The sequence below is a fragment of the Bacillus sp. BK450 genome, from assembly GCF_004364885.1.
In the GTDB taxonomy this organism is placed as follows: domain Bacteria; phylum Bacillota; class Bacilli; order Bacillales; family Bacillaceae; genus Bacillus; species Bacillus safensis.
This window is the reverse complement of sequence record NZ_SOBQ01000003.1, coordinates 503,482-516,439: the sequence shown is the minus strand read 5'-3', so window position 1 is coordinate 516,439 and position 12,958 is coordinate 503,482. Positions and strand designations below refer to the sequence as shown.

The window sequence follows — 12,958 nt, the reverse complement described above, 5'->3', positions numbered from 1 at the left end:
CGAAATGATTACGAATTGAATATTAGCATACAGAAATGGGAAATACAACGTCTTTTCATAAAAAAAACAGACTCATGATTGAGTCTGTTTCGCTTGTATAAATTGGTCAATCACCTTTAATGCTTTTTCTGTTCCACCTGCTGCTTGGAAGCTTTCTTCAATTTTCTCAATCCCCGCACGGTACGTGTCACTGCCTAAAACCTTCTCAACAGTTTCTCTTAGCTGCTTTGGTGTCAGCTGATCTTTATCAAGTGTACAGGCAGCAGATAATTCGGTCAGTCTTTGTGCCACCATCGGCTGATCTTTATCGACTGGAATGACGACCATCGGAACGTGGTAATGAATACCTTCATTGACACTATTCATCCCGCCGTGCGTTACAAATACATCTGTCAGTTCGAGCACTTCAAGCTGCGGCACATAAGGCTCAATCAGAAAATGAGCAGGCGCCTCTTTTAAGAGAGAACGATTTACTTTTTCACCTGTTGCGATAATCACTTTTCCGTCAAAGTCTTCGAAAGCATCTATACACATATTAAAAAATGCTTCTGTATCCCCAAGAACGGTGCCCATGGAAATAAAAACGACTTTTTCTTGCTCAAGTGCTTCCAGCGGGAAATCATGCTGGTCGGCTCTTTTTAAAAAGCTCGGTCCAATGAAAACAAACGAATCGTTTAATGAATCAACAGAAGGCTGGAAATATTCACTTGTATAGACGATATTCAGTTCTCCACGGTTTTTCATAAATTGCATCAAACGCGTTGGCTGAACGCCAAAACGCTCTTGTATTTTTTCTAACAGATGATCGGCTTTCTCATCCTTTCTGTATAGCGGTGTATCAAAATGCGCCTCTTGCAGCACAAAAGATGGGTTGGACCCAATGCTCGGAATGTGCAAATAATCTCGAACAAGCTCCCCTGCCCCAAACATATCAAAGTAAACCAATTCAAATGAATGATTCTCGGAAAGTGTTTCCACCACCTCTAAAATATCATATGATGTTTGCAGCATGGCATGAAAGAACGGCTGCATAGAATCTAAATCTCCTTCTTCCACATGTAATGTCCGAATATAGTCTGGATGTATATGTACGTGAGCGCCTAAGCGTTTGATCCGTTCCTCATAATGTACAGTTGTGACCGCATGCACTTCATCGCCTCGCTCCGCCCATGCTTTGATCATTCCTAACATAGGGTTCACATGTCCTTCAGCTGGAAATGTAATCAATAAAATCTTCGCCACAAGAAATCCCTCCTCATTGTCAATTCCCTTCCATGTTAATCATATACAGCGAACTGGCTCAACAAATACGCCTGAAAAGGGAAGAAATGAGTCTTACGTCCAGTATTTCATGGAGGGACATGAACATAACGCCTTCTACGAGCAAACATCCAATATAACCCTTTATTATTTATTCTTGTATAATTAGTCATAATATTATTTTCAGCTTCATATTGGAGGGATATTTTGTGAAATTCTTGGAGAAATACAGTTATTTAATTATCATTCTTTGTCTAGCGGCAATGATCGTGACAAACTTCACTGTGAATGACAATACAATAAAAAATACTGTATCCGTGATTGGATTTATCATTGTTCTCCTTACAATTATACCTGCGGCTATTTACAGGAAAGGCCAGAAAGGCAGATAACTCCTTTATAGCAATAACCCCACTCTTATGTTAAGAATGGGGGTTATTTTATTATATTCGGATAGATGTTGCTGGCTTGCAACCAGATCATTTTTTCACTTCCCTCACCCTAGTGAACGATAAACCCGAATGAACACAAAAACCCCTCTCCATATGAAGAGGGGTTCATGACAGACCTTTAACATCGTAAGCAAGGTCAGATACGCGCTCGGAGGGATTCGAACCCCCGGCAGACGTGGTACCGGAAACCACCGCTCTATCCAACTGAGCTACGAGCGCACGATATGTTTTTTGAACGTCAGCATATCAAATTATAAGGGAAATGCTGCAAGAAAGCAATGATTAATCATTCGTCTTGATGATGTATTTTCTTCTTTTGGATACATAGAATAATATGCTGGTTTGAAGTGGAATGATTTTGGGGAAAATGGATACGGGTATTTGAATTTAGGTCAGCGTTTTGTTTGACCTTTATTGACCAAAAATGTATCATTGAATTACATACTTACCTAAAAGGTGAAGGAGGAACATTATGAATTTAATACCTACAGTCATTGAGCAAACAAATCGTGGGGAAAGAGCTTACGACATTTATTCTCGTCTTTTAAAAGACCGTATTATCATGCTTGGTTCTGCGATCGATGACAATGTTGCCAACTCCATCGTGTCACAGCTGCTTTTCTTAGAAGCTGAAGATCCAGAAAAAGATATTTCTATCTACATTAACAGCCCTGGCGGTTCAATCACAGCTGGTATGGCCATTTACGATACGATGCAATTTATTAAACCAAAGGTATCAACTATTTGTATTGGTATGGCTGCATCTATGGGTGCGTTCCTGCTTGCTGCTGGTGAAAAAGGTAAGCGTTATGCTCTTCCAAACAGTGAAGTCATGATTCACCAACCACTAGGCGGTGCCCAAGGTCAAGCAACAGAAATTGAAATTGCGGCAAAACGAATCCTTTCTTTACGCGATAAACTGAACCAAGTACTTGCTGAACGTACTGGTCAGCCAATTGAAGTCATTGAGCGCGATACAGATCGTGACAACTTCAAAACAGCGGAAGAAGCACTTCAATACGGACTCATTGACAAAGTCTTGACCCGTAATACAGAAGAACAAAAATAATGATCACAACACAAACCGTCTGCTCCTTGAACAGACGGTTTTTTGTTTTAATCCTACTTTAAGACAGCTCCGTCCATTTCTGCTGAAGAGACGGTGTTTGATAAGAAGCCATCTGCGTGATTAATTCCTCCGGTTCACACGAAGCATGTAACAATTGAAGATGTGATTCATTCGAAAAACCTTCATGTACACTGAATTTCACCATGTCTATGAGCGGATTGAAGTAGTCATTTACTTGATACAATCCAATCGGCTTTTGATGGATGCCGATTTGTGCCCAGCACAGCACCTCAAATAATTCTTCATATGTACCAAAGCCGCCTGGCATCGCAATAAACCCATCGGCCAGCTCGCTCATTTTCGCTTTTCGTTCATGCATGCCTGTTACCTCAATTAGCTCTGTCAGCTCTTGATGCACGACTTCTCCTCTAAAAAGCCCCTTAGGCATGACTCCGATCACTTGCCCGCCATGTCTCATGACCTCATCGGCAATCGCGCCCATTAACCCAATACGCGACCCGCCATAAACAAGACGAATGCCCTGCTTCGCCATATAAGCACCCAGCTCTACAGCCTTTTGTTTGTAGACATCATTTACACCTGGATTCGAACCAGCAAACACACAAATCGTTTTCATCAAAACAGCCCCATCTCTCTCTATGATTTCTTCACCCACTCATTCTACTATAATGATTTGTAAAGAAACAGCCGTTTCTTCTATATATAGTGTAAAATCAAAAGAGTGAACACCATATAAGGAGCTGTATAGAGAGAATGCAAACAACTGAGATGGAGAAGTGGATCAAGTATTTTTATCAAACGAGAAATTGGACAGAATACGGACCGTTTATCCGGTTAGGCTTCTTAATGGAAGAAACGGGAGAACTCGCTCGCGCTGTTAGAGCAATAGAAATCGGAAGAGACCGGCCTGATGAGCAGAGACAGGAATCATCTGAGCTGAAGAAAGAACTCATTGAAGAAATGGGAGATGTTTTAGCAAATCTCCTCATTTTAGCGGATCAATATGATGTCACAGTAGAAGAGGTCTTCAACGCTCATCAACAAAAACTCACAAAGCGTTTTTCTGGAGAAAAAGAGCCAGTAAAAAACACGTGACCAAGCTGTCACGTGTTTTTTTACGCCTTAAAGATGCTGTGGTGAGATGTCATCCGTTCGTTCAAAGAAATGCTGTTTTCCAATATGATGGAATAGACCTGTTCGATGCAAAAGCTCCTTAGGCTGTGATTGAAGTCCAACGATCATCAGCTTTCCATTATGATGCTTTAACCGATTGGAGATATTCATGAGAACCGCTTCTGCCGATGTGTCCATATAATTGACTTTATTCATAAGCAGAATGAGCGTTTTCGGTTTTGTTTGAACATGATCCAATATCGAATTTTCTAATGAATCTGTTGTTCCGAAAAAGAGCGGCCCTTCAATGGAATACATACTGATCCCTTTCTCCTCTGTCTGTTTTTCTAAAGCAGCTGCTGTTTCCATTTGAGGAACGGCGACATTTGTATGGATATTGGTCGTCTGGCTCATTTTTTTGATAAAGGCGATAAATGCTAAAATGAGACCAGCAGTGACGCCAATAATCAGATCACCGATCACTGTGAGCAGGAAGGTCACGACCAGTACAAGCGAATCAGCATTTTTCACTTTCAAAATATTGATAAACTCTTTTCTCTCACTCATATTCCAAGCAACAAACATTAAAATCGGTGCCATTGCAGCAAGTGGAATCATCGACGCATACGGCGCAAATACCATTAAGATCAGCAAGACGACAACGCCATGCACCACACCAGAAATCGGACTTGCCCCGCCATTTTTTATGTTCGTGGCCGTTCGGGCAATAGCTCCCGTCGCTGGAATTCCTCCGAAAAGCGGTGCCGCCATATTGGCAATTCCTTGCCCCACAAGCTCTTTATTGCTGTCATGCTTAGAGCCTTTCATATGATCAGCGACCATTGCGGATAAAATCGATTCCACGCCGCCTAAAAGCGCAATGACAATTGCTGGAGGCAGGAGGTATATCATTTTTTCAATCGTCAATTCAGGAAAAGCGAAGGTTGGCAGCTGACGAGGGATTTCACCATATGCAGAGCCAATCGTTTCAACTTGTCCTTGAAAAAAGAGAACGGCTAGAAACGTAGAAGCCAATAAACCTAATAGAGCACCAGGTATTTTGGGAATGTATTTTTGTGCCGCCAAAATCACGATGAGCCCGATGACGGCTGTGATAATGGCGAGACTGTTTGTGGTACCAAGATGGACCACGATTTCTCTCATATTGAGGAAAAAGCTTTCATGTTTTTCAACACCCTTTAATCCGAGGAAGTTGGCAATCTGTCCTGAAAAAATAATGACAGCAATGCCAGCAGTAAAACCGATGATAACCGGACGAGGAATAAATTTCATGAGCTTTCCTAGTTTGAATATTCCGAATAATACAAGCATACAGCCTGCCATAAAACCGGCAATGAGCAAGTTTTCAATACCGTACTGGCTGACGATTCCGAATAAAATTGGAACAAACGCCCCGGTCGGCCCGCCGATCTGATACTTTGAACCACCAAACAATGAAATCAAAATGCCGGCAACGATGACTGTGTATAATCCATATTCTGGTCCGACACCAGATGCAATGGCAAATGCCATGCCTAAAGGAATTGCCACAACGCCCACGACAAGCCCAGCGATTAAATCGCGTCTAAACTTTGATGAATTGTACCCTTCAAATCTTCCATAAAAACGCATGGTATGTGTTGGCCTCCTTCAAGTATGTGTAGATGATTTAGGTATACTGTGGGTCAATTTGTTTGTCTTTCACTACGACATCCAGCTTTCCTGTCGCTGGGTGAATCACCAGTCCATGAACTGCCACATCACTTGGCATCAGTGGATGCTCTTTCACTAATTTCACACTTTGGGCCACGCTTTCTTCAACTGAATCAAAGCCTGTCAGCCAGCCCTTTAAATCAACTCCTGAGTTTTTCACAATGCTTAAGCATTTCTCTTCGATTCCGCGTGCTTTCGCCTTTTCAAGTAAAGGGTCCGCCGCAAGACCTGCCATTCCGCATTCATGATGCCCTACAATGCATACTTCCTCTGCCTTTAGTTCATAGATAGCTAGCAGGATACTCCGCATCACACTGCCGAACGGATGTGTCACGATGGCGCCTGCATTCTTAATGATTTTTGCATCCCCGTTGCGCAGACCCATAGATTGCGGCAATAATTCCAAAAGACGGGTATCCATGCACGTTAAAATAACCAGTTTTTTCTCAGGAAATTTTCCCGCTTTGTAAGGCTCATAATGTCTCTCATTCACAAACTCTGAATTGTGCTGAAGAATCTGTTCTAATTTTGACTCCATTTTGCCATCTCCCATCTTTTTTTAAGTAATGTAAGCTCGTGCCTGTCCTCCTTTTCTTTCTTGTGTTCTCAAGAATAGAGAAGAAAAATGATAGAAAAAAAAGAAAAAAATGAGAAAACGATGAGAAGAAATATCATCATTTTCTCTATTTTACGCTGCATCCCAATGGCTTCGCGGGTTTGTTTTCCATCTATTGTTCTCATCACACCAAAAGACAATAAAATGGTTTAGTAGAAAATGATCATCCCGTTTAATACATTTCAAATATAATAAATTTTCTATCAAAAAGTCTCGATCTATTTTCCAGTTTGTCAGATAATCTCTCGTAAATTTTTGCAATTTCACATGTCTCATCTACTATCAGCTTATTTTTATATAGATAAAAAATGCATCAGATGGCATAAGAATCTACTTTTTCACTAAGAAAATGTCTTTCTTTACCGTTATTTCAGTATATTAAATATTGAGCTGCTAACATTCAAACGTGTTCTGCCGAAATCGTTGCTTTATAATAAAAGGAGCAAGATGACCATGTGAAAGGAGCGAATTGACTGTGACACCACACATTTTTGCCACCAAACCCTTACCTGCCTCTTTTGAGGAAATGCTAAAGGAACATTGTACATACGAGGTTTGGCAATCCAAAGACCCTATTCCAAGAGACATTTTGTTTGAGAAGCTGCAGCACGCTGATGGTCTTTTAACGTCTGGAACAAAAATCGATCAAGAGCTGTTAGATCACGCACCAAAACTCAAGGTGGTGAGCAATAACTCTGTCGGCTATGACAATTTTGATATAGAAGCGATGAGGCAAAGAGGCGTGATTGGTACGCATACTCCTTATACGCTCGATCATACCGTGGCTGACCTTGCCTTTTCGCTCATTCTCTCCTCTGCACGAAGAATCGCCGAGCTTGACCGTTTTATCCGTGAAGGAAAATGGACGAAATTCGTACAGGAAGAAGAGATCTTTGGCATCGACGTACATCACCAAACGCTCGGTATTATTGGCATGGGACGTATCGGAGAACAAGTGGCCAAACGGGCAGCACATGGTTTTGATATGAATGTTCTTTATCATAACCGAAGCCGGAATGAAAAGGCTGAATCGGCGTATGGCGCTGTCTATTGTGCACTTGATGATCTTTTAAAACAAGCTGATATCATCGTGTTGATTACACCGCTGACCGAGGAAACATATCATATGATTGGGGAACGAGAATTGAAGTTAATGAAGCAAACGGCTTTATTTGTAAACATTTCCCGCGGGAAAACAGTGGATGAAAAAAGCCTCATTCAAGCACTTCAGGAAGGATGGATCAAAGGTGCTGGTCTTGATGTGTATGAGCAGGAACCGCTTCAAGAGGATCATCCTTTCAAAGAGATGAACAATGTCACCCTAGCTCCTCACATCGGTTCCGCTACTGAAACAACAAGGGATCTCATGCTGAAACGAGCCATTCATAATGTGATTCATGGAATAGATGGGAAGGCGCCTGTTGATGTTGTGAAGGAGCTTGCTTCATCTTGAACTGAAAAGACGCAGAAACTGCGTCTTTTTATTTATTTCTTTAGGAGACATCAGGAGAAAAGACTCATTTTAGCAAAGATCCTGATTCTTTACATTTCCTTCATGTTCGGGTGCTATAATATGAGCTAGACAAGCATCAAGAGGACGGCATCCGATTTCCTTAATAGGAGGATGAAGATGAAAAGATTGAGTTCGGTTTTTACTATGTTCGCTCTGATCGCTACTATTCTGTTTTCTGGATTTGTCCCGCAGCAAGCTCATGCAGAAACACCTCTTACACCAACAGCCACAACTGAAACTGCTTCTATTCAGCTCACGCCAGATGTGCGTACCCTTGCCGTCATTAATACGTTTGATGGTGTAGCAGATTATTTAATTCGCTACAAACGACTGCCTGATAACTACATTACAAAATCACAAGCAAGTGCTCTCGGATGGGTGGCATCAAAGGGAAATCTAGCAGAAGTGGCGCCAGGTAAAAGCATTGGTGGAGATATTTTCTCAAACCGGGAGGGACGTCTTCCTTCAGCAAGCGGCCGAACATGGCGTGAGGCAGACATCAACTACGTTTCAGGCTTCCGCAATGCAGACCGTCTTGTGTATTCAAGCGACTGGCTCATTTACAAAACAACAGACCATTATGCGACTTTCACACGTATTCGATAATCAATAAAAAAGACAGCCCTATTTGATCTGGGGCTGTCTTTTCATATGGTGGTTTACGGTATAAGCTTTTTTACGTAATCCTCAAAAGGAATCGGCAGCGGCTTTTTCGACACTTCTTCGTGTTCATGTGTGGTGACATGATCCTCAGTAACGATCACACGTCCTGTTGGCGTGAGCTTTGACGCAAGCGGTCTTTTGTTAAATGGAGAGGATTCATTTTCATAAATCTCGTGTCTCATTTGGGCTAATACAGACTCGTCCACCTCGTTCAATGTGAAAGCATAGCCTGTTTCAGCGCCATCTCCCTTATCTAATTGGAGCAGATGTGTCCCTTTTTCGGTTTCCTCAGCTTTGACGCGAAACCTCATTGACGCTCCTTCCACCCAATCTCCTGTAAAAGGCACAGGCTGAAGAGGTAAATTCACACCAAATCCCGCATCAATGAGGAAGCGTTCGTTGTGATGCTTCAACATGATGGCTACGTGCGTGCCATCAATTGCCCACGTATCCGCTTCTTTGTTATACACTGTGCCTTGAAGAAGCTGTACAGAGAGCCCTGCCTCTTTTAACACATAGTATAAGAGAGGATTGAGATCATAACAAAGACCTCCTCTGTTTTCTTCAAGAAGATGCTGCTTCAATCCTTCTTGATTCAAAGCGTAGGATTGTTTGTTCAAAACAGATCTATTTTCGAATGGAAAGGTATAGGCCATTTTTTTTAATAATACAGGCAAGTCTTTAAAGGTGATGGACTGGCCTTCATATCCGATCTTCTGTAAAAAAGCTGATTGAATCATGACATTCCCTCCTAAAAAAACTGAGCCTTTGAAGAGACTCAGTTTTCTTGATTGATAAAATCTGTTAACGCCTCAATGGCTTCTTGTTCATCTGCACCATCTGCAATCAGTGTGACAGTAACCCCAGAGCTGATCGCAAGACTCATGAGACCCATAATGCTTTTCGCATTGACTTTTTTCCCATCTTTCTCTAGAAAAATATCAGCACCAAAGCGATTGGCTTCTTGTACGAACAAAGCAGCTGGACGTGCCTGCAAGCCTGTTTTCAGCTGGATGGTGACCGTTTTTTCCACCATATGATCTGCCTCCCTTTTTCATTCTCCTATTTGAGTGTAACAGCTTGTCCGTTTCGTAATTGTTCTGCGATTTGATCTAGCTTTCTTAAACGGTGGTTAATCCCTGACTTGCTGATCTTGCCGCTTTCCACCATTTCTCCAAGTTCCTTCAGCGTGACCTCTTGATAGTCGACTCGCAGTTTGGCAATTTCACGAAGCTTTTCCGGCAGGGCGTCAAGTCCAATTTTTTCATCAATGAATTGAATGTTCTCGACCTGACGCAGTGATGCACCAATCGTTTTATTCAAGTTTGCTGTTTCACAATTGACGAGCCGGTTGACGGAGTTCCTCATATCTCGGACGATCCGCACATCTTCAAAGCGGAGCAGTGAGTTATGAGCACCCACAACGCTTAAGAATTCCGTGATTTTTTCTGCTTCCTTCATGTACGTAATGTACCCTTTTTTGCGCTCAAGTGTTTTACTATTGAGATAAAATTGATTCATCAGCTCACAAAGGGCATCATTATGTTCTTTATATAGTGAAAAAATCTCAAGGTGATAGGAGGACGTTTCTGGGTTATTCACAGAACCGCCTGCTAAAAAAGCACCTCTCATATAGGAGCGCTTGCAGCATCTTTTCTTCACAAGTTCTTCTGAAATATTGCGCTCAAATACAAATTGCTCACCTAATATTTTCAAATCCTCTAAAATGGTTTTCGCTCGTTCTACCAGTCTGACAATATACACGTTATTCTTTTTCAATCTCATTTTTTTACGGACGAGCAGTTCGACTGTCACATCGTATTTCTTTTTGAGCAGCGTATAAATCCGTCTTGCAATGGCTGCGTTCTCTGTCTGTATATCTAAAATCAATTTTCGATTAGAGAAAGATAATGAACCGTTCATACGGATGAGGGCAGAAAGCTCTGCTTTTGTGCAGCAGTCCTTCACGTCCAGATTAGTCAGCTCTTTTTTTGTTTCGGATGCAAATGACATCCTTGCCACCCCCATTCCTATTTTTTCTGTTGCAGCAGATCGACAAGCAGCGAGGCTACTTTCAGCGTGTCATGACGAATGACATGCTGGTCATATGTAATGATTTCTCCAGGAATCACTTCTAGTCCCATTGCTTTCAGTGCATCTGTGTCGAATTGGACAGGCTGTGCCTGTTCTTCTGCATATTTTGCTTTGATTTCTTCTGGAATTTCTTTATTGTTCACAAAAATCGTATCGATAAATGGACGATCCATATGATCATTTAATGCCTGAACATGATCAGCTGCACTGTAGGAAAGCGTTTCCCCCGGCTGCGTCATGACATTGCATATATACACTTTTTTCGCCTTAGAGCGAATCACTTCTTCTCCAATATGCGGGACAAGCAAGTTTGGCAAAATACTCGTATACAGGCTGCCAGGCCCAATGACGATTAAATCCGCCTCACGAATGACTTGAATGGATTCTGGCAGTGGTTCAATCGTATCGGGTGTGAGGAACACTCGTTTAATTCGCTCACCATAGGTGGGAATTTTCGATTCTCCTGTCACCATTTGTCCATTTTCTAATTCCGCATGAAGAACAACACTTGAGTTCGCTGCTGGCAATACTTTTCCTCTCACATTTAAAACCTTGCTCATTTCAGTGACGGCATGAAAAAAATCACCGGTTATATTTGTCATGGCCGCAAGAATGAGGTTGCCAAGTGAGTGGCCTGTTAAGTCATTCCCTTTGTTAAAACGGTGCTGAAATAAATCTTCTACAAGCGGTTCAACATCAGAGAGAGCCGCAAGGACATTTCGAATATCACCTGGAGGGGGAATATTCAAATCATGCCGCAGTCTGCCTGAGCTGCCTCCGTCGTCAGCAACCGTTACTATAGCGGTAATGTCCACCGGCTTCGTTTTAAGCCCTCTGAGCAAAACAGATAAGCCAGTGCCGCCGCCAAGAATGACCACCTTTGGTAATGTCGTCATCTATTTTCTGCTTCTCTTTTCAATGTCCCGGTGAGTGACATGTGTATAGTAATCGTTTTTAAAATACTCCGATAAATAGTTGGCCAGTGTCACAGATCGATGCTGTCCGCCTGTACAGCCGATGGCAATCACAAGCTGGCTTTTTCCTTCCCGTTTATAGGACGGAAGCATAAAGCTGAGGAGATCGATTAATTTCTCTGTGAATTTTTGCGTTTCAGTCCATTTCATCACATAGGAGCGCACTTCTTCATCGTTTCCAGTCTGTGGACGCATGCTCTCAATATAGTAAGGATTCGGCAGGAATCTTACGTCAAAGACAAGATCAGCATCAATTGGCAGACCGTATTTAAAGCCAAAGGACATCACGTTTACTGTAAACACCTGCCCTTGATTCGTGGCAAAGTGCGTGACAATTTTTTCTCGCAGCTGTTTTGGTTTTAAATCCGATGTATCAAAAATCATTTGAGACCGGCCTTTTAACTCCTCTAACAGCTCGCGCTCCATTGCAATTCCTTCAAGCGGCAAACCTGTTGTCGCAAGGGGATGCGAGCGTCTCGTTTCTTTGTATCTTGAGACAAGTACCTTATCATTTGCATCTAAAAATAGAATCCTTGGCGTGATCCAGTCAAGATCACTCATTTCATCTAACGCGGCAATTAAACTGTCAAAAAATTCGCGTCCACGCAAATCCATCACAAGAGCGACCTTGCTCATCTTGGAATTCGATTCCTTCATGAGCTCTAAGAACTTCGGTAAAAGTGATGGCGGCAGGTTATCAACACAAAAGTAGCCTAAATCTTCAAAGCTTTGAATGGCGACGGTTTTCCCCGCACCTGACATTCCTGTAATAATCACAAGCTGAATATCTTCTTGTTTGTGTGTATTCATGCCTGCTTCCTCTCCTTCTTTATGAAAACGGTTCATGTATTATTCTCCCTGAGGATCTAACCGATAAGCAATCAGCTCAAAATCGGGTGTATACGTAAAAGTGCCGTGCAGAAGTCCTTTTCCTTTAAGCATAAAATCAAGAATATGGGAATCTCCTGGGGCCATCGGCAAATGAGGCACATCCTTTACGTCATGCCACTTTAAAATACCTTCCTCTGACTCTGTTACGTTTTTTCCGGTAAATGAATCTGCCATAAAGGTGAACATCATCCACTCTTGAACGATTTGATCGCCTTCTTTTATGATAAAGGTAAAAACACCTTTTAGCTGCGGATTTAAAATATAAATACCTGTTTCTTCTCTATATTCTCGAACGACTGAATCCTTGACCGATTCTCCGCTTTCCATTTTGCCGCCCGGTGCTACCCACCAGCCCCGTCTTGGCTTTTGCAGCAAGAGAACTTGATCTTCGTGATGCAGCACACAATTCGTTACTCGTTGCATCAGCTGTCACCTACTCTTTTATGTCTTTAACTTATTATACAGGTTCAACCTGACTCCCACAATGAACATGCCCGTTCTTCCCCGAAAACAGACCGGTTTTCGTTTGAATAGTGTAATGGGCCATTTCTCTACTCTTTATTTTACAGCATCTAACGG

Annotated in this window: 14 protein-coding genes and 1 tRNA gene; 4 read left to right on the top strand and 11 right to left on the bottom strand. The window is 42.1% G+C overall.

Annotation, left to right across the window (positions count from 1 at the left end; translation table 11 throughout):
• Positions 1 to 72: 72 nt before the first annotated feature.
• Entirely contained in the window at positions 73 to 1,242 is a 1,170-nt protein-coding gene (locus tag EV579_RS12495; RefSeq protein WP_133744536.1) for a macrolide family glycosyltransferase, read from the bottom strand.
• Between the two features lie 613 nt (positions 1,243 to 1,855).
• Positions 1,856 to 1,931: transfer RNA gene (locus EV579_RS12485), tRNA-Arg, on the bottom strand.
• Positions 1,932 to 2,184: 253 nt separating this feature from the next.
• Between EV579_RS12485 and clpP the strand changes: the two genes are divergently transcribed.
• The gene (gene clpP / locus EV579_RS12480; RefSeq protein ID WP_007500118.1) at positions 2,185 to 2,781 is read left to right on the top strand and encodes an ATP-dependent Clp endopeptidase proteolytic subunit ClpP; all 597 of its coding nucleotides are present in this window, start codon (positions 2,185 to 2,187) and stop codon (positions 2,779 to 2,781) included.
• Positions 2,782 to 2,839: 58 nt separating this feature from the next.
• Here the strand turns inward: clpP and EV579_RS12475 are convergent, their stop codons facing one another.
• Positions 2,840 to 3,418, bottom strand: a complete 579-nt coding sequence (locus tag EV579_RS12475; protein ID WP_024423542.1) for an LOG family protein — start codon at positions 3,416 to 3,418, stop codon at positions 2,840 to 2,842.
• Positions 3,419 to 3,555: 137 nt separating this feature from the next.
• Between EV579_RS12475 and EV579_RS12470 the strand changes: the two genes are divergently transcribed.
• A complete protein-coding gene (locus EV579_RS12470; RefSeq protein WP_024423543.1) occupies positions 3,556 to 3,897 on the top strand; it encodes a MazG nucleotide pyrophosphohydrolase domain-containing protein in 342 nt (113 codons plus the stop codon).
• Positions 3,898 to 3,924: 27 nt separating this feature from the next.
• On the opposite strand, the gene EV579_RS12465 is transcribed toward EV579_RS12470, so the two are convergent.
• Positions 3,925 to 5,547 (bottom strand): SulP family inorganic anion transporter, encoded by a 1,623-nt coding sequence (locus tag EV579_RS12465; RefSeq protein ID WP_103131650.1) that lies wholly within the window; start codon positions 5,545 to 5,547, stop codon positions 3,925 to 3,927.
• 37 nt (positions 5,548 to 5,584) lie between these two features.
• Positions 5,585 to 6,166 carry a beta-class carbonic anhydrase gene (locus EV579_RS12460; protein WP_024423545.1) on the bottom strand — a complete coding sequence of 194 codons (582 nt, stop codon included), beginning with the start codon at positions 6,164 to 6,166 and terminating at the stop codon, positions 5,585 to 5,587.
• A gap of 553 nt (positions 6,167 to 6,719) precedes the next feature.
• On the opposite strand from EV579_RS12460, the gene EV579_RS12455 reads away from it, so the two are divergent.
• Positions 6,720 to 7,697 (top strand): 2-hydroxyacid dehydrogenase, encoded by a 978-nt coding sequence (locus EV579_RS12455; RefSeq protein ID WP_133744534.1) that lies wholly within the window; start codon positions 6,720 to 6,722, stop codon positions 7,695 to 7,697.
• A gap of 177 nt (positions 7,698 to 7,874) precedes the next feature.
• On the top strand, positions 7,875 to 8,363 hold the full coding sequence (locus EV579_RS12450; RefSeq protein WP_044334262.1) for a ribonuclease: 489 nt from the start codon (positions 7,875 to 7,877) through the stop codon (positions 8,361 to 8,363).
• A 53-nt stretch (positions 8,364 to 8,416) separates the two neighbouring features.
• Here EV579_RS12450 and EV579_RS12445 read toward each other — a convergent pair whose 3' ends face one another.
• From EV579_RS12445 to EV579_RS12420, 6 genes are read right to left on the bottom strand one after another with little or no spacing between them, the layout of a single operon-like run.
• Entirely contained in the window at positions 8,417 to 9,160 is a 744-nt protein-coding gene (locus EV579_RS12445) for an arylamine N-acetyltransferase family protein (RefSeq protein ID WP_044334260.1), read from the bottom strand.
• A gap of 38 nt (positions 9,161 to 9,198) precedes the next feature.
• Entirely contained in the window at positions 9,199 to 9,456 is a 258-nt protein-coding gene (locus EV579_RS12440; RefSeq protein WP_024423549.1) for an HPr family phosphocarrier protein, read from the bottom strand.
• Positions 9,457 to 9,482: 26 nt separating this feature from the next.
• Positions 9,483 to 10,433 carry a DNA-binding protein WhiA gene (whiA, locus tag EV579_RS12435; protein ID WP_044334257.1) on the bottom strand — a complete coding sequence of 317 codons (951 nt, stop codon included), beginning with the start codon at positions 10,431 to 10,433 and terminating at the stop codon, positions 9,483 to 9,485.
• A 17-nt stretch (positions 10,434 to 10,450) separates the two neighbouring features.
• Positions 10,451 to 11,410, bottom strand: coding sequence for a gluconeogenesis factor YvcK family protein (locus tag EV579_RS12430; protein WP_024423551.1), 960 nt, complete (start codon positions 11,408 to 11,410; stop codon positions 10,451 to 10,453).
• Positions 11,411 to 12,298: an RNase adapter RapZ gene (gene rapZ / locus EV579_RS12425; RefSeq protein WP_024423552.1), complete on the bottom strand. Its 888-nt coding sequence runs from the start codon at positions 12,296 to 12,298 to the stop codon at positions 11,411 to 11,413.
• 39 nt (positions 12,299 to 12,337) lie between these two features.
• A complete protein-coding gene (locus tag EV579_RS12420) occupies positions 12,338 to 12,802 on the bottom strand; it encodes an 8-oxo-dGTP diphosphatase (RefSeq protein WP_024423553.1) in 465 nt (154 codons plus the stop codon).
• Positions 12,803 to 12,958: the final 156 nt, after the last annotated feature.